This is a genomic window from Arenibacter sp. S6351L (assembly GCF_023016025.1).
Taxonomy (GTDB): Bacteria; Bacteroidota; Bacteroidia; order Flavobacteriales; family Flavobacteriaceae; genus Arenibacter; species Arenibacter algicola_B.
The window spans coordinates 92,414-110,120 of sequence record NZ_JALKBB010000002.1 but is presented as its reverse complement, the minus strand read 5'-3'; the positions used below and the strand labels follow the sequence as shown (position 1 = coordinate 110,120).

12 protein-coding genes are annotated in these 17,707 nt (G+C 39.9%); 9 read left to right on the top strand and 3 right to left on the bottom strand.

All coding sequences use genetic code 11. From position 1 onward, the window contains the following. The first annotated feature begins 269 nt into the window (after positions 1-269). A complete protein-coding gene (locus MWU82_RS02345) occupies positions 270-5,780 on the top strand; it encodes an MG2 domain-containing protein (protein WP_247095092.1) in 5,511 nt (1,836 codons plus the stop codon). A gap of 91 nt (positions 5,781-5,871) precedes the next feature. Beyond that, positions 5,872-6,402 (top strand): DUF5004 domain-containing protein, encoded by a 531-nt coding sequence (locus MWU82_RS02340; protein ID WP_215949677.1) that lies wholly within the window; start codon positions 5,872-5,874, stop codon positions 6,400-6,402. 71 nt (positions 6,403-6,473) lie between these two features. Here the strand turns inward: MWU82_RS02340 and MWU82_RS02335 are convergent, their stop codons facing one another. Next, positions 6,474-7,022 (bottom strand): CvpA family protein, encoded by a 549-nt coding sequence (locus tag MWU82_RS02335; RefSeq protein ID WP_215949676.1) that lies wholly within the window; start codon positions 7,020-7,022, stop codon positions 6,474-6,476. 106 nt (positions 7,023-7,128) lie between these two features. Between MWU82_RS02335 and MWU82_RS02330 the strand changes: the two genes are divergently transcribed. From MWU82_RS02330 to MWU82_RS02315, 4 genes are all read left to right on the top strand, one after another. After that, complete coding sequence (locus MWU82_RS02330; RefSeq protein WP_215949675.1) at positions 7,129-7,485, top strand: hypothetical protein; 357 nt, start codon at positions 7,129-7,131, stop codon at positions 7,483-7,485. 2 nt (positions 7,486-7,487) lie between these two features. After that, the gene (locus MWU82_RS02325) at positions 7,488-7,799 is read left to right on the top strand and encodes an antibiotic biosynthesis monooxygenase (RefSeq protein WP_215949674.1); all 312 of its coding nucleotides are present in this window, start codon (positions 7,488-7,490) and stop codon (positions 7,797-7,799) included. Next, positions 7,780-10,170: a penicillin-binding protein 1C gene (gene pbpC / locus MWU82_RS02320; protein WP_247095091.1), complete on the top strand. Its 2,391-nt coding sequence runs from the start codon at positions 7,780-7,782 to the stop codon at positions 10,168-10,170. The genes MWU82_RS02325 and pbpC overlap by 20 nt, the downstream gene beginning before the upstream one ends. A 98-nt stretch (positions 10,171-10,268) precedes the next feature. Beyond that, positions 10,269-11,936: a glycerol-3-phosphate dehydrogenase/oxidase gene (locus tag MWU82_RS02315; RefSeq protein WP_247095090.1), complete on the top strand. Its 1,668-nt coding sequence runs from the start codon at positions 10,269-10,271 to the stop codon at positions 11,934-11,936. 51 nt (positions 11,937-11,987) lie between these two features. On the opposite strand, the gene MWU82_RS02310 is transcribed toward MWU82_RS02315, so the two are convergent. Then, the gene (locus MWU82_RS02310) at positions 11,988-12,989 is read right to left on the bottom strand and encodes an NAD(P)H-dependent glycerol-3-phosphate dehydrogenase (protein ID WP_215949671.1); all 1,002 of its coding nucleotides are present in this window, start codon (positions 12,987-12,989) and stop codon (positions 11,988-11,990) included. A gap of 316 nt (positions 12,990-13,305) precedes the next feature. Here MWU82_RS02310 and MWU82_RS02305 point away from each other — a divergent pair, with 316 nt between their 5' ends. From MWU82_RS02305 to MWU82_RS02295, 3 genes are all read left to right on the top strand, one after another. Beyond that, positions 13,306-14,232, top strand: coding sequence for a nicotinic acid mononucleotide adenyltransferase (locus MWU82_RS02305; protein WP_247095089.1), 927 nt, complete (start codon positions 13,306-13,308; stop codon positions 14,230-14,232). A gap of 224 nt (positions 14,233-14,456) precedes the next feature. After that, positions 14,457-15,428, top strand: a complete 972-nt coding sequence (locus MWU82_RS02300; protein WP_247095088.1) for a phytanoyl-CoA dioxygenase family protein — start codon at positions 14,457-14,459, stop codon at positions 15,426-15,428. A gap of 82 nt (positions 15,429-15,510) precedes the next feature. Continuing rightward, the gene (locus MWU82_RS02295) at positions 15,511-17,088 is read left to right on the top strand and encodes a SulP family inorganic anion transporter (protein WP_215949668.1); all 1,578 of its coding nucleotides are present in this window, start codon (positions 15,511-15,513) and stop codon (positions 17,086-17,088) included. Between the two features lie 106 nt (positions 17,089-17,194). On the opposite strand, the gene MWU82_RS02290 is transcribed toward MWU82_RS02295, so the two are convergent. Next, entirely contained in the window at positions 17,195-17,674 is a 480-nt protein-coding gene (locus MWU82_RS02290) for a cytochrome c (protein ID WP_072860368.1), read from the bottom strand. Positions 17,675-17,707 lie beyond the last annotated feature (33 nt).

The window sequence follows — 17,707 nt, the reverse complement described above, 5'->3', positions numbered from 1 at the left end:
TAATATTAAAAAATTAATTTATCACGAAGTCGAAATAAGTGGTTTATTCGATGAAATGCATAGCTTATTATACATTCTGTAATCCAAGGACTACTTATATTATAAACCCAGCACCAAATTGTCGATTCACATTTAGTATTTACATTTTGGATACCATAACTGGATTTGAAATGATAGGAAAATAATTTTTTTGCCGGGCTTAATTAAATCAAAAAATACGCCACAAAGGGAAAACATTTTATCTTTACTGTACTAAATTGCTTCTTTTCATGAAATTAATTGTCCGTGCCCTAATATTTCTTTTCATCCTTGGTTGTAACCAGAAAAAAGAGACCGGCAAAACTCCAGTAGATAACTTAAATCTATATCAGGAATATATAACGGAAGTATCCCATGGATTAATTTCTGTAAAAGCAGATGTAAGGATAGTGTTGAGCCGTCCAGTTGATTCCTGGGAAAACGGAAAGGAATTGGACAGTGATTTATTACTGGTATCTCCCAAGACCAGAGGCAAGGTAATAGCCTTGGACAGTAGAACCATTGCTTTTGTGCCAGAGGCCGGTTTTCAGCAGAATAGTACCTATGGGTTTACCTTGGATCTGGGATCTTTTATTTCCGGGGTCCCAAAAGAGTTACGCAAGTTTAATTTCGAGGTAAAAACTTTGAAACAACAGTTCAATGTGTATACCCAAGCCCTGCAATCCTATTCCAAGGATTATCAATATTTGGAAGGACAATTGAAAAGTGCCGATCAATTAAGTTTGGAAAATGCCAAGAAGTTGTTGGAGGTAAAACAGAACGGGAAAAAGGTCCCTGTTAAATTTGATACATCCATAGCTGAAGGAACCCAATTTCATTTTAAGATAGATAGTATTCAGCGATTCACTGAAGATACAGACTTGGAGGTTGTGTGGGATGGCACCGGTGTGGATATTGAAAGTGCTGGAAAAAATAATATAAAAATACCGGGCAAGAGTAATTTTAGCATTCTGGATGTTGGCTTGGAAACAGGGGAAAATCAAATCATAAATATAAATTTTTCGGATCCCTTAAAAAAAGGACAAAACTTTAAGGGTCTGGTAGTGTTGGAAGGGGATGGCAACCTTAAATATGATGTAGTGGGCAATACGCTAAAGGTATATCCTTCCAAGGAGATGAGTACAACCCTTAGGCTGGAGGTTTTTGAAGGTATTGAAAGTGTTGATGGGTACAAGCTTAAAACAAAGCTCACAGAGCGGGTAGCGTTCGAACAAATAAAACCGGAGGTCCGTCTTTTATCAAATGGAACAATTTTACCATCCTCCAATAATCTAAAAATAAATTTTGAGGCGGTAAATCTGAAGTCGGTCAACCTAACCGTCTATAAAATTTTCGAGAGTAATATTCTGCAATTCTTACAAGGTAATGATCTTAACGGGAGTTACAATTTAAAAACTGTAGCACGGCCCATAGCCTCCAAGAAATTGGATTTGGAAACCGGTCTTGGCAATTATAATGGTAAATGGTCCGCCCATGCCATAGATTTAAGAACGCTCATTTCACCTGAGGTAGGGGCTATTTATAGAGTTGAATTTAGTTTTAAACCCTCGTATAGCCTTTTCAAATGTGACGACACCAATTTTGAACAAGAAGCGCCATCGGCAGATGATTTTGATCAAGAAACGGAAAACAGTTCATGGGACGGAGTGGAATCCTATTACGAAGATTATTACTTTAACTATGATTGGAACCAACGGGACAACCCTTGCCATACTTCCTATTACTTTGATAAAACGGTAGGGACCAATGTTTTGGCCTCGGATCTGGGGATAACCGTAAAACAGGGGGTGAACAAGAGTTATTTTGTAGCGGTCAATAATATTGTAAGTACTGAACCCGTTGCCGGGGCCAAGGTTACTTTCTATAACTACCAACAACAGCCCATTGGGCAAGTAATAACAGCGTTGGACGGTACTTCTCTCTTTGATACCGATCATTTGGCGTACTTTGCCGTAGCTGAAAGCAATGGTCAAAAGACCTACGTTAAACTAAATGACGGCAACGCGCTGTCCGTTAGTAAGTTCAATGTTGATGGGGTTGCACTACAAAAGGGAATAAAAGGTTTCATTTTTGGGGAAAGGGGGGTCTGGCGCCCTGGTGACAAACTCTTTCTTTCGTTTATGTTAAACGATAAGGCAAATAAACTTCCCGTAGGGCATCCTGTAAAATTGGAATTGATAGACCCCTACAATAAGGTGGTCCTACGGGAAGTAAGGACAAATTCTCTCAACAATTTTTATAGTTTCGTTTTAAGGACGGATGAAAATGCGCCTACCGGTAATTGGTTGGCGAAGGTTTCAGTAGGAGGGGCAACTTTTACAAAAACCATTAAGATTGAAACAATCAAACCAAATAGATTAAAGATTAAGACGGTGTTTGAAAATGAGGTGCTGTCCGGCGGTAAACCCATAAAAGGGATGTTGGAGGTGGCTTGGCTTCACGGCGCGGTGGCCAAAAACCTTAAGGCAGATATCACTGCCAGGTTCAATGTACAGACTACAACTTTTAAAAACTTCCCGGCTTATGTTTTTGATGATCCTACAAGGGCGTTTGCTACAGAAGATCAAATAGTTTTCAATAGTGCTGTCAATGCAGAAGGTAAAGCACCCTTTTCGTTAAATCCACAAATTAATAGTCAGGCCCCAGGAATGCTTACGGCAGCATTTATCACCAAGGTTTATGAAAACGGGGGCGATTTTAGTACCGATGTCTTTACAAAGCAATTTTCGCCCTTTAACACTTACGTAGGCCTTAATGTACCCAAAGGTGATAAAACAAGGGGAATGCTGCTCACAGATGAGTCCCATAAGTTTGAAGTGGTAACCGTAGATGAAATGGGCAATCCCAAAGCCACAAACAATTTAAAGGCGACTATTTATAAAGTGAGCTGGAGATGGTGGTGGGAGACTTCTGCTGATAATCTTTCCAGTTTTAGCAGTAGTGAGTATCAGGAAAAAGTATTTGAGAAAACCATAAGCACTAATTCCAGTGGTAAGGCATCATTTAATTTTGAGTTAAAATATCCCGAATGGGGCCGCTATTTGGTTAGAGTGGAAGATCCAATGGGAGGGCATGCAACGGGCAAAACAATATATGTAGATTGGCCGGGATGGGCTGGAAAAAGCATGAAAAATGATCCTTCCGCCGCCACTATGCTAGTGTTTTCCACGGACAAGGAAGTTTACAAAGTCGGGGAAACGGCCATTGTTACCTTTCCGGGTTCCCAAGGTGGCAGGGCCTTGGTTACCATTGAAAATGGCAGTGAGGTACTCCATTCACTATGGGTGGAATCTGAAAAAGGGGAAACAAAATTTGAAATACCCATAACTGAATTGTACACCCCAAATGTTTATATCAATATTAGTTTGCTGCAACCGCATGCCAATACTTTAAACGATTCGCCTATACGAATGTATGGGGTAGTTCCTATCTTGGTAGAAGATCCTTTGACCAAACTGCAACCAGAAATTGCTATGCCGGATGTCTTAAAGCCTGAGGAAAGTATAACCCTCAAAATAAACGAGAAACAAGGCAGGGCCATGACCTATAGCATTGCCATGGTGGATGAAGGACTGCTGGATCTAACCCGTTATAAAACTCCAAATCCGTGGAATACTTTCTATGCCAGGGAAGCACTGGGGGTCAAGAGTTGGGATGTATACGATGATGTAATCGGGGCTTTTGGCGGGAGAATAAATCAGGTCTTTGCTATTGGAGGGGACGGAGAATTGGCCGGTGCCAAAAATAAAAAGGCCAATCGCTTTGAACCTATGGTGGTTTATTTGGGCCCCTTTAGCTTGAATAAGGGGGAGACAAAATCACATACAATAGACATTCCCAAATATGTTGGTTCGGTACGTACAATGATCATAGCAGGAAATTCGGGGGAAGCCGCATATGGCATGGCAGAAAAAGCAACCCCCGTAAGAAAACCTCTTATGGTATTGGCTTCTTTGCCAAGGAAAATTACCCCTGGGGAGACGGTGACTTTACCGGTTACTGTTTTTGTTATGGAAGACAAGGTTAAGGAAGTGGCGCTAAAAATTAAACCGGATCCTTCCTTCAGCATTGAGGGGAAGACCGTACAAAACCTTTCTTTCGCCCAACCTGATGAAAAAATGGCCTATTTTCAATTAAAGGTAGCTGATTTTAAAGGAATCGGCAAGGTAGTGGTGGAGGCTTCGGGTAATGGGGAAAGGGCCTCTTTTGAGGTGCCTATAGATGTGGTAAACCCCAATCCATTGACTACGGTTACAGAGGATATTGTCCTGGAGGCCGCTAGTAGCCGAAAAATTGATCTTGAAACTTTTGGCATTCCTGGCAGCAATAGTGCAGAACTGGAATTTTCTACCCTTCCACCTATGAATTTTAATGGAAGAATGCAATATTTGATCCAATATCCGCATGGGTGTTTGGAGCAGACCACCTCTAGTGCTTTTCCGCAGTTATTTATTACGGATATCTTCGATATTAACGCAACAAAGAAAAAAGAGATACAACAAAATGTTGAAAGTGCCATAAAAAGGGTTGGTAGTTATCAAACCCCAAATGGGGGTTTCGCCTATTGGCCAGGACAAAATTATGCTGATGATTGGAGTTCATCATATGTGGGCCACTTTTTATTGGAAGCTGAGAAAAGGGGATATGTTTTGCCTCTAGGATTTAGGTCTTCTTGGATAAATTATCAACAAAATATAGCTAGGCAATGGAGATCAGGAACAGGGTCTTCAGATTTGGCCCAGGCATATCGCCTATATTCCTTGGCACTTTCAGGAAATGCGGATATTGCTTCAATGAACAGACTTAGGGAAACGCCCAATCTGTCCAATGAAGGGAAATTCCGCTTGGCGGCTGCCTACGGACTTGTTGGCCAGGAATCTGTGGCCCAACAAATAATTAAATCCGCCAATTATGATTTTTCGGATGGTAAATATGACTATCAAACCTTTGGGTCCTCCGAACGCAATAGGGCAATGGCCTTGGAAACCTTTGTGCTTTTAAATGATAAGGTAAAGGCTCAGGAAATGGCCAAGAGTTTAGCACAGCGCTTAAGTTCGGATCAATGGATGAGTACTCAGAGTACTGCCTATTGCCTCTTGGCATTGGCAAAATTTGCCGATATGATAGGGGGAAAGGGAATTAAGGCCAGCATAACTGTTAACGGGGGCAATACCACAATTGACACGGACAAAACCTTGGCCAATACAGAATTGGGTATTAGAACGGGAACCAATTCCATTAATATAAAAAATACTGGCGAAAATTTGCTTTATATGAGTATAATTAAGAGTGGAATTTTGCCTGTGGGAGAGGAAAGGGAGGTGCAGCGCAATTTAGTGGCCAATGTGGTCTTTAAGGGAAGGAACGGCATTAAATTGGACCCATCCTCCATAATGCAGGGCACGGATTTTGTCGCAGAAGTATCACTTACCAATACCAAGGCAGAGGTAATTAAAAATGTAGCACTGTCCGAAATATTCCCTAGTGGCTGGGAAATAGTAAATACCAGGTTCACGGATTTTGGCGATTTTGCTGAAAACGAGGTGACCTATACGGATTTGAGGGATGATAGGGCCAATTTTTATTTTGACATGAAGAAGAACGAAACAAAAATATTTAGGGTATTGCTGAACGCATCTTATTTGGGAAAATATTACTTGCCCGGGATACAGGCAGAGGCCATGTACAACAATGATTATTCCGTGCGTACCAAAGGCCAATGGGTAGAAGTTGTGCAATAATTGCCCTTAATGGTCATAAAAAAATCAACCTCCTTTAACGCAACCATTTTGTATTTTTTGCATTTATGAATAAAAATATAAATAATATCATATGAAAAAAATAATTTGGTTTGGGCTCTTTGGGGCAATTGCATTTAACAGCTTATTGGTAGGTTGTAGTACGGATAATACCGTTGAATGTCCAGCTGATTTTGAAGGGGCACTTGTTGCGGAGGAAAATGAGTTGCTCGGAGCCTGGGAGTTGACGGCTATAGTGGCGGAAAAGGAAGTAGATATTACCAAAGATGACGAGCAGAATCCAAAAAAGGATATTTATGTGCAATATACGGACTGCGAAAAGGATGCCGAGTATACTTTCGGACCAGGTCGCGCCTACGAATTCGCCCAAGGTCAAAATGCGTCTAGCTGCAGTAATAAGCTTAAGATTGAAGGAACCTGGAAGCTTTCCAGTGGCATCCTAGGTTTAATTGGGAATTGTTCCTCTCAAAATTTGAAAATTGTTTTCAATGAGGGCAAATCTGCATTTACCACTACTTCCAATTATAACATAACAGATGTAAATGGGCAAACCGTACAAACAGACGTTACATTTACCTATACTAAAACGGAAGCGACCAATTAATTGGTATTGAGTGTAAGATTATATCATCCTATGGTCCAAAAAAATAATTTGACAACCATAGGATGCTATAATTAGCCACCCACCTTAATGAAGGTGTTTTTATCCTTATTTTGTGGTGGCTCGGTCTCCAAAGCTTTATTCTCTTTTAATACCTTACTAAAAACAAGTGCCCCTATTTCCTTTACAGGCATATATAGTTTGGATTCGTCAATTGATTCTTGCTTAACAAATCCAAGTTGATTATTGGTCCTGTCAAAAAATATCAATAGGGCGCCTAGGATTACAGCAACTTTGAGCGCTCCAAATATTCCTCCTGCTATTTTATTTAGTATTCCCAACATGGCAAAATCGGCAATCTTGGTCAACAATCTTCCAGCCATATTCACTATAAGGACAATAATTATAAAGGTGATCAGGAAGGAAGCAGTGTTCATATATCTTTCGTTCCACTCCATATTTTTGGAGAGATATTCCCCTACAATGTAGGAGAAGTGAATGGCACCATACAAACCAGCAACAAGGGCAACCAAAGATGCCAATTCCACAAAGAGACCATTTTTAATTCCCTTATATAGGCCGTATAGTAATAGTAGTCCAATAATAATATCCAATACACCCATACAAAAGTCTTTTGACAAATATAAAACTTTGATTTGTACCTTTGAACAATTCTATTCTGTTTGGATAAGTGAATCCAGCAATAGATATAATTTAGGATAAATTACAATGTCTAGAGATACACAATTAAAAGATAGGTGGGAGATTTTGGTAAAAAAATTGTCTTCCCAATTTGCGGACAACGATCCCTTGGAATTGGATGCCATCATATATCTGGTAGGAGTCCAGGAACTGGGGCAAATTCATAAAACCTTTAAGAAGGATGAAAAATTAAATCTAATGCATATCGCTATCTGCAGGTTGTTGGAACCATATGGGTATTATGAGTTCGATTTTTTTGACGAAGATGGATGGCCGCATTATAACATAAAAGAAGAGCTGCCCTCTTTAAAGGCCGGCGAACAATCCGTTTTAATGAAGGAGGCTTTGGTGAGCTATTTCTTGGAAAAGGAATACATTATTTAGATATGGAACTTAAAAAACCCTATTACGCCGTAATATTTACTTCTATTACAACGGAAGATGCCAACGGGTATTTGGAAATGGCCCATCAAATGGAGTCATTGGCAAAAAGTCAGAAAGGCTTTCTAGGCTTTGAAAGCGCTAGGGGCCAAATAGGGTTAAGTGTAAGTTATTGGGATAGTCTGGGTGCTATAGCGGATTGGAAAATGCAGGCGGATCATTTGTTTGCCCAAAAAAAGGGTAGGGAAGAATGGTACAAATGGTACAAGGTACGTATTTGTATGGTGGAAAGGGAGTATGAATTTGGGAACGGATAAGGATTCGAAAAAGGGAAAAACAACCTTTCTACGGTTGAGGGGGCTAATTCATAGGCATCCTAAGAAATTACTTATCCTTACTTTACTCTTGATTGCCTATTATTTCTGTTTGCCCAAACAACTATTCCATACCCCCCATGCCACTGTTGTTGAGAGTAGATCGGGCAAGCTTTTGGGAGCACTTATTGCCGAGGACGGGCAATGGAGATTCCCTGTGGTGGATAGTGTGCCCTATAAATTTGAGACCTGTATTTTAAATTTTGAGGACGCCTATTTTTATAAGCATCCCGGTTTTAATCCAGTTTCCATAAGCAAAGCTTTTATAGCAAATATTATGGCAGGGAAAACAGTTAGGGGGGGCAGTACCCTTACCCAACAGGTAATACGTTTATCCCGCAATCACAAAAAACGGTCCTATTGGGAAAAAGTTAGGGAACTGGTTTTGGCAACGAGGTTGGAGTTGGGATATTCCAAGAAATATATATTGAAATTATATGCCAGTCATGCCCCATTTGGAGGAAATGTGGTAGGCTTGGAGGCAGCGGCTTGGCGTTACTTTGGTATGCAGCCCAGCCAATTGTCATGGGCAGAAGCAGCTACTTTGGCCGTATTGCCCAATGCCCCAAGTTTAATTTACCCTGGAAAGAATCAATCAAAACTGCTGAACAAGAGAAATAGGTTACTTCATAAATTATTGAATAATAATTATATAGATAGTACTACCTACCAGCTTTCGCTTTTGGAAGAATTGCCCCTAAAGCCTTTTCAATTACCGGATACAGCACCTCATATGGTTCAATATTTGGCTAAAAAATATAAGGGGAAGAGAATTTTGACCCATGTGGATGAAAACATACAGGCCGGTATAAACAGTATTGTAAGCAAGCACTATAAAAACTTAAAGCAGAATCAAGTCTACAATGCGGCAGTGCTGTTGATGGATGTTAAAACACGTAAGGTACTTTCGTATGTAGGTAACACCCCAACGGACAACGAACACGAAAAGGATGTGGATATGGTGCAGGCCAATCGCAGTACCGGGAGTGTTCTAAAGCCTTTATTGTATACCGCCATGATGAATGAGGGAGAATTGTTGCCCAATATGCTAATACCCGATATTCCAACCCAAATAGCAGGTTATACTCCGGAGAATTTTAATGAAAGCTATAGTGGTGCCGTAGAGGCCGACAAGGCGCTGGCCAAGTCCCTAAATATACCTGCTGTACGACTGTTACGTTCCTACGGATTGGAAAAATTTAGGGATCAACTGGATTTGTTTAACTTAAGGGGCCTGGATAAGTCTGCCGATCATTATGGCTTGACATTAATTCTTGGCGGAGCAGAAAGCAATCTGTGGGATATGTGCAAGACCTATGCTTCCTTGGCATCAACCGTAAACCATTTTAACGCTACCTCAAGTGAGTACTATACCAAGGAATTTGTTGAGCCAATCCCTACAGTGGATACCAAGGTAGATTTTGGTGCTAAATCTACCGAGGTGACTATTTTTGATGCGGCGAGTATCTACCTTACTTTTGAGGCCATGAAAAAGGTAAACCGTCCTGAGGGTAGTGAATCCTGGGAGTTTTTTGATTCCTCCAAGCAGATAGCTTGGAAAACGGGTACGAGTTTTGGAAACAAGGATGCCTGGGCCATAGGCATTACCAAAGACTACGTAGTTGGGGTGTGGGCAGGAAATGCCGATGGAGAAGGAAGACCAAATGTAACCGGACTCACCAGTGCGGCACCAATTTTATTCGATGTGTTCGATGTTCTGCCCAGATCTACCTGGTTTCAAAAGCCAGAGGATGAGTTTACTGAAATTAAAGTATGTTCGGAAAGTGGTTACCTTGCAACTGACATTTGTCCCAAAAAAGTAATTTCTATTCCCAAAAAGCAAAATTTCGTAAAGTCATGTGGGTATCATCAAATGGTGCATTTAAATGCTCAAAAGCAGTACAGGGTCAATTCCTCCTGCGCAGATTTGTCACAAGCAGTGAGCGAATCCTGGTTTGTGTTGCCCCCTTTGATGGAATATTACTATAAAAAGGGACATCCTTCCTATAAAACTTTACCACCATTTCTGGATAATTGTAGGGAAACCAATACTGCGGCAATGGAGTTTATATATCCAAGGAACGGAAGCAGAATTACCTTGGCAAGAAATTTTGAAGGTAAGAAGAATGAATTGGTAGTTAAGTTGGCCCATGTTAAACCGGCAACTCCGGTTTATTGGTATTTGGATGAGAAATTTATTGGGCAAACCCTAGACTATCACGAAATAGGATTGATGCCTGCACCTGGAGAGCATGTAATTACGGCAGTTGATGCGCTAGGTAATGAAGTTGTTATAACGATAACGATAGAGTAACAATTGTCCTTTGATTTGGGTCTATAAACAATTACCTTTAATGAAATTGGTCAAAGTAAGATAAATACAGCCGCAATAAACAGATACCGTATAAAGAGATGACAAAAAATATTCGATTTTCTAATTTGGACAGAAAAAAAACCGTTGCCAAACTAGCGGAAGAGGCTTTTGATCTGGTTGTGATCGGTGGCGGCATTACAGGTGGTGGGATTGCCTTGGATGCTGCATCCAGAGGCTTGAAGGTCGCCTTGGTTGAAAAAAATGACTTTGCATCAGGAACCAGTAGCAAGTCAACAAAATTGATTCATGGCGGATTGCGATATCTAAAACAATTTGATTTCTGGTTGGTAAAAGAAGTGGGTTCGGAAAGGGCCATAGTACATAATTTGGCACCACATTTAGTGTTGCCGGAGAAAATGTTGTTGCCATTGATAGAAAATGGGTCTTATGGCAAATGGCTTACTTCTATTGGGTTAAAGGTTTATGATATTTTGGCCCAGGTGACAGGTGATGATAAACGTAAAATGTTGGAGAAAAAAGAGGCCCTGAAATTAGAACCTTTGTTGCCAAAAAAGATATTGAATGGAGCAGGATATTATGCGGAGTATAGAACAGATGATGCCCGACTCACCATGGAGACCATAAAGACCAGCCTGCAATATGGCGCCATGCCACTAAACTATACCCAGGTGACGGACTTTATTTATGAGGAGGAGGTGGTTGCAGGGGTTAAAGTAAAGGACACGGTCTTGGATACTGAATTCGCCATAAAGGCCAAATATGTAATAAGCGCTGCAGGACCTTGGGTAGATGAGCTTCGGGGCATTAACAATTCTAAAAAGGGAAAGCGACTGCATCTTACGAAAGGGGTGCATTTGGTTTTTCCTTATGAAAAATTGCCTATAAAGCAATCCGTTTATTTTGATATTCCGGACGGGCGTATGATGTTTGCGATTCCAAGGGGCAAGATTACCTATGTTGGCACTACGGACACCAATTTTAATGAAAACAAGGATAGCGTAAAAACGGATGTGGCCGATGCCATTTATCTAATATCTGCAGTAAATAATATGTTTCCAAAAATAAATTTGGAAATGGAAGATATAATCTCCTCATGGGCAGGACTACGCCCACTTATACACGAAGAAGGTAAGTCTGCCTCTGAATTGTCTCGAAAAGATGAAATTTTTACTTCAGATACCGGCCTCATAAGTATTGCTGGAGGAAAACTAACGGGCTATCGTAAAATGGCGGAGCGCGTAGTTAACAGAGTAGCCAAAAAAATGGAGGAAGATTATGGAATTAGTGTAAAGGCTTCGGATACGGAACATATTCCTCTATGTGGAAATGAGTTTAAAAAGTATAAATACGTTAAGAAATATATTGCCGAAATCCATGAAAGATTAACCCCCGAGGGATTTTCTCAATATGATGCCTGGTATTTAGTAACCAATTATGGAAAACAAACCGAAACAATTTTGCAGTACTATGCAAAGCAGAAGGAAGATGATCATGTAGTGGGCATGGCAAAGGCCGAGTTAAAATTTACCATTGAAAATGAAATGGTACAAACTCCCATGGATTTTTTTATACGTAGAACTGGAAGGTTATACTTTGATATAGATAGTATTAGAAAATTGATGGAACCCATCCTGGCCGAGTTCAAAACTATTTACAAATTGGATGATGAGGCAATTAACTCCTACCGGAAGACCTTGGAAGGAGAAATGGTAGAGCATTCCAATTTTTCGCTAGACCGAATTTAAGGACTGTGGTAAAGGTGATCTTGAGAGGCCTACGGGTGTTAATATGTAAGCCTAATCCAGCTTTTCGGTCAGTTCCTTAAAGACCTTTTTCGGGCTTTTATTTTCATAAAGCACTTCGTAAACGGCATTTAGAATAGGGGTTTTTGATTTATTCTTATGTTTTGATACTATTAGATGGGCACTATTGGTGGCATAATATCCTTCAGCTACCATTTTCATTTCCATCATGGCACTTTTAACTGTGTAACCTTTGCCGATCATATTCCCAAACATGCGGTTACGGCTAAAAACGGAGTAGCCTGTTACCAAAAGGTCCCCTAAATAGGCAGAGTCGTTTATATTGCGTTTCATTTTATGTACCCGTTTTATAAACCGCTTCATTTCTCTAATGGAGTTGCTCATAAGTACGCTTTGAAAGTTGTCGCCGTATCCCAATCCATGGGCAATACCGGCAGCAATGGCATAAATATTCTTCAGCATGGCCGCATATTCCGTCCCAATAATATCGTCGGATATTTTGGTTTTTATGTAGTCACTACTTAGGTGTTTGGCCACTAATTTGGCTTTTTCGGTGTCCGCACAGGCTATTGTTAAATAGGACAAACGTTCCAAAGCAACTTCTTCGGCATGGCATGGTCCTGTAATGACCCCGATATTTTCGAAGGGAACTTTAAAGTTGACATGAAAATGTTCTCCGACGATCAAACCGGATTCCGGTACAATACCCTTAATGGCCGAAAAAATAATTTTGTCCTTGATATCTACGGTCAATTGCTTCAATTCGTTCTCTAAAAAAGCAGAGGGAATTGCAAAAATAAGGACATCGGCATCAGCAACAGCCTCATTGATATTGTCAGTCAGGTTTAATTGTTCTGTACGAAACTCTACCGAACTTAGGTAATTGGGGTTGTGTTTCTGTGTTCTAATGTGTTCAATAGCATCGGTATTGCGCATGTACCAATTAACCACATCGGCATTCTCTGTCAACATCTTAACAATGGCAGTTGCCCAGCTACCACCACCCAACATTGCAAACTTTATATTGTTTTTCATTTATTTAATATTTCTTGTTGTACGCCAAGATCCAATAACCAAGATGTCTTCTTGTTAAAAAAATCAATAGCCCATCAATTTTCCGGTATTAATTTAGAGGAGCAGATGGTTCAATAAAATCTATGGCAATGTAGGACTGTTTTTTGGAGATTCAAAACAAGAATTCAATACCATAGGCATAAGGTTTGGCCCCAAATTGGGAATCCAAAATTTTGAGCCTATATACATTTTTAATTACAAATACCTGATAATCAGTATTTAACATTATTGGCATAATGATTGTTTTACTGGAATAAGAAACATTAATCTTTATGATATGAGAGCCATAAAACTACTACTTACAGCTATAACCCTTAGTATTTTGGCAACGGGTTGTTATACCGAAGTTATTATTGAGGACGAATATTTGGATGAACCCGTTCTAAATGTACAAGCCCTATTAAAATCCTATGAGCTTTGGTATGTAGATATCAATGCTACTTCTGGCAATGGGGAGGTTCCTTTTTTACAAAGGGCTTTTACCGTCTCCTTTGTGGGTGAAACGGTTTTTGCCAACAATAATATAGTGGGTATTGGTAAAACGGGGAACGGCTTTGGATTGGATGTTGGGTATTTTAATACTGATAATGGAAGGCTGCAAATTAATCATGATGTGGACGGCTACTGGAGCTTAGAGGTATTTCTTGTGGATAACAACACTATTGAACTATATGATTCCAACAGCCGAACGTCATATTATTTGGAGGGATATCAAAGAAATAACTTTGATTACAGCATGGTATTTTACGATAATATTGAGTACTTGTTGCAGGAATATGAAGTTTGGGAAAAGGTTGCTACTAGTGAGGAGGGAACAGTGAACGATTTTGATTCGGAAAATTACCTACAGTTCTATTTTGAAGGAAACAGAAGTATGTTCAATTCCTCGGTAGACCCCAACGGGATGCATTTCAACGACATTTTATGGGATTATGGAGGGGAGTATTCATTATTTGATGTTTATAACGATGAAACGCTTAAAACTTTAACACTGGATTATGACTTCATGGGCAATGATTACTTTGAGTTGTACGTTATTAATGATAGTACAATAGAGCTGTATCATTCCAAAAGTGGAACGGTTTACAAGTTTAAGGGAAAGGGATTTATCACTTATTTGAAATCTGGTATATCCCAATTGGATAAGAAGAGGATGAAAACCGAATATGGGACCATGAAGGTGGTCAGAAAAAGAAAGATATAATTATTGCCGTAAAATTATACGGTGACTATATAAAGAAGTTTTTGGTTGGTTATTTAGTTAAAGACCGTCTTGGAGTAATTACCCAGGGCGGTTTTTTATTTGCCATAGTTCTACAGCATTTTTAAAGATTAATTCCGCCAATAATTGGCGGTCCAACAAACAGGATATTTTCAATTAAATTCCTTAAATTATGGTATTGTTCGTGACGATAAAAAATCAAGGAGATGCGATCCAAGTATACTAAGGCAACAAACAAGAACCCACATGCGGAGATTCCGGGAAATCCTTCCACCTCAACAACAAGCAAAATTGGTTTGAAGGACAGAAGTAATGGAAAACCATTACGGATCTTGAGTGAGGAGGATTGGAAATTTTGGTTGTACAACGGGTATATTGTTATCAAAAATGCTATCACAAAGAACCAAGCGCGGGAAACCGCAAAATTTATATGGGAATTTGAAGAAAAAGACCCTAAGAACCCCAACAGTTGGTATACGCCTCCAAGGGCAGAAATGCAAATGAAGGAATTAACGGGTACGGGAATGGTTGAGGTGTATAACCATCAGTATCTATGGAACAATAGGCAACAAGAGAAAATTTACGATGCTTTTGTAGATATTTGGGGAACGGAAAAACTTTGGGTAACTATTGATAGGGCCAATCTAAACTTTCCAATTCGGTCAGGATTTGAGCAAAAAGGCTTTATCCATTGGGACTATGACCCGGAAACTAGACCTCAGAATGTACAGGGTGTATTAGCTCTAGTGGACCAGACCGATGAAAATATGGGAGGATTTCAATGTATTCCCTGGTTATACCGAAATTATGAAACTTGGAAACTTGACCAGCCGGAGAATAGGGACCGTTTTAAGCCAGATGTTAGCGGACTGCAGGATAAGATTGTAAAAGTGAAGATGGAGGCGGGCGATCTTTTAATTTTTAATAGCTTGCAACCCCACGGCATAAGGCCCAATAATTCAAAGGACAAGGTCCGTATTGCCCAATATATTTCTATGATGCCGGCTGAAGAGGACAATATTCCCCTAAGAACCTGGCGCATCAATTCTTGGAAAAATAGATTGGCCCCAGAAGGATATGCTTTTCCCGGTGACCCTAGAAATTGGGAACAGACCAAATATAAAACGGCCGATTTAAGTGATTTGGGCAAGAAATTATTAGGGCTTCAATCTTGGTAATTTGTTGTAAATGTCACATTTAGGCATTACGTGGCCTTTAAAACCAGAAAATCCACTACTTTTGCGCCCTTAAAACAAAGACGTGAAAAAGTATTTAAATCTATTCGATTTTAAGCAAAAAGTAGATTATAAGACCGAGATATTATCAGGTTTAACAGTAGCCCTAGCTTTGGTCCCTGAAGCAATAGCTTTTGCCTTGATTCCTGGGTTTTCACCACTAACAGGGTTATATGCAGCCTTCGTATTGGCCTTGGTAACTTCTATTTTAGGCGGTAGGCCAGGAATGATTTCTGGTGCTACAGGAGCCGTGGCAGTCATATTTATTGGTTTAATTTTAGAATTAAAAAATACGTTTCCCGGAATTACTCCAGAAACTATTTTGAACTATGTGTTTGCTACCGTTATCATTGCCGGGCTATTACAAATAATGGCAGGGGTTCTAAGATTAGGTAAATTCATACGCTTGGTACCACACCCTGTAATGTTTGGATTTGTAAACGGACTGGCCATTATAATTTTTATGGCGCAGTTCCCTAATTTCTATGTGAAGGGCACCACAGATCTTTTGTCCGGTTCGGCATTGTGGATTATGCTGGGGTTAACGCTTTTAACCATGTTGATCATTTGGGGACTTCCAAAATTAACAAAGGCAATTCCATCTTCCTTATTGGCCATTGTTGTGGTGTCTGCAATAGTTTTGGGCTTTGGTATAGATACGCTTACAGTAGCGGATACTATGGCCGAAGGCGAGACAATTAAAGGAGGGTTTCCACCTTTATCCATTCCAAATATTCCCTTAACTCTGGAAACATTTAAAATAATCTTTCCTTTTGCGGCCATAGTAGCGGGAGTTGGTTTAATTGAAAGTCTATTGACATTGAACATAATAGATGAAATCACCGATACTCGCGGAAGTGGCAACAAGGAGTGTATAGCGCAGGGAACAGCAAATATTTTCTCAGGATTTCTATCCGGGATGGGCGGGTGTGCTATGATCGGACAAAGTTTGATCAATACTTCTGCTGGCGCCAGGGCCCGATTATCTGGGATTACAGCGGCCGTAATGTTGTTGGTCTTTATAATGTTCGGATCTAATTTAATTGAACAATTGCCCATGGCCGCTTTGGTTGGACTTATGTTCATGGTGGCAATTGGTACATTTGAATGGGCCAGTTTTAAGACATTTAGAAAAATGCCTTCTTCTGATGTAGTCGTAATGGTTTTGGTTACATTAATAACAGCTATTACCCATAACTTGGCCGTTGCCGTTTTGTTTGGGGTAATTATTTCTGCCTTGGCCTATTCATGGGAAAATGCCAAGCGTATTAGGGCCAGAAAGACCATCGATGAAAACGGGGTAAAGCATTATGAAATATACGGACCTTTGTTTTTTGGTTCCACAACCGCCTTTGCCGAAAAGTTTGATATACAGAACGATCCCAACGAAGTAATTATAGATTTTAAGGAAAGTAGGGTTGCGGATATGTCCGGAATTGAGGCCCTTAACAAATTAACGGAACGCTATGCCAAGGTTGGTAAAAAAGTACATCTTAAACATTTAAGTCGCGACTGTATCAGGTTATTGGAGAATGCCAATGAAATTATTGATGTAAACGTAATAGAGGATCCTACTTACAAGGTAGTTGTGGATAAGGTATAGTTTACCCTTAAGGATATTCGTCACAGAGTATAATTCTAAAAAGAAAAGCGTTTGCAACAACCTTATATTGGTGCAAACGCCTTTTTATTTTTTATGGATCTGTATACTATAAGGTCCTTAAATACTCTGCTACCGCACGTGCATCCTCTTCGGAAAGATTCTGGTTTAACATAACGGCATTGTTATACTCCTTCAATAAGGCCTTAGCTATAGGGTCTTCCTTAAGCATACCATCTGGGTTCAAGATCATGTTCATAACCCATTCAGGGCTTCTTCTTTCAAAAACACCTTTTAGTGCCGGTCCAATTAAACGTTGTTCGGCCATATGGCAGGCCACACAAATAGTACTGAATGTCTTTTGTCCTTTGGCAGCCAGCTCGGTATCTATTTCATCTGCGAAAGTTACAGATTTAATAGGGCCAACACCTTTGTTGCTCATGTCTACAGGTACTCCCTCACTTACAGGTTCCGCCTTGACTTCTTTTTTGGTACGGTTCATTTCAAAACCTTCCTTCTTTTCTTCTTTTTTTTCGCCACAGCTAAGGATTAATCCAGCTAAGGCCAAAGGGATAAATAATTTTCTCATCGTTTAGGTATATTATTTCACGAAGATAATAAA

What these genes read in the sequence shown, in the direction of transcription:
- MWU82_RS02340 (WP_215949677.1), top strand. Translation starts at nt 5,872, where the DNA reads ATGAAAAAAATAATTTGGTTTGGGCTCTTTGGGGCAATTGCATTTAAC.
- MWU82_RS02290 (WP_072860368.1), bottom strand. Translation starts at nt 17,674, where the DNA reads ATGAGAAAATTATTTATCCCTTTGGCCTTAGCTGGATTAATCCTTAGC.
- MWU82_RS02330 (WP_215949675.1), top strand. Translation starts at nt 7,129, where the DNA reads ATGTCTAGAGATACACAATTAAAAGATAGGTGGGAGATTTTGGTAAAA.
- MWU82_RS02335 (WP_215949676.1), bottom strand. Translation starts at nt 7,022, where the DNA reads ATGGGTGTATTGGATATTATTATTGGACTACTATTACTATACGGCCTA.
- MWU82_RS02300 (WP_247095088.1), top strand. Translation starts at nt 14,457, where the DNA reads ATGCGATCCAAGTATACTAAGGCAACAAACAAGAACCCACATGCGGAG.
- MWU82_RS02310 (WP_215949671.1), bottom strand. Translation starts at nt 12,989, where the DNA reads ATGAAAAACAATATAAAGTTTGCAATGTTGGGTGGTGGTAGCTGGGCA.
- pbpC (WP_247095091.1), top strand. Translation starts at nt 7,780, where the DNA reads ATGAATTTGGGAACGGATAAGGATTCGAAAAAGGGAAAAACAACCTTT.
- MWU82_RS02345 (WP_247095092.1), top strand. Translation starts at nt 270, where the DNA reads ATGAAATTAATTGTCCGTGCCCTAATATTTCTTTTCATCCTTGGTTGT.
- MWU82_RS02315 (WP_247095090.1), top strand. Translation starts at nt 10,269, where the DNA reads ATGACAAAAAATATTCGATTTTCTAATTTGGACAGAAAAAAAACCGTT.
- MWU82_RS02305 (WP_247095089.1), top strand. Translation starts at nt 13,306, where the DNA reads ATGAGAGCCATAAAACTACTACTTACAGCTATAACCCTTAGTATTTTG.
- MWU82_RS02325 (WP_215949674.1), top strand. Translation starts at nt 7,488, where the DNA reads ATGGAACTTAAAAAACCCTATTACGCCGTAATATTTACTTCTATTACA.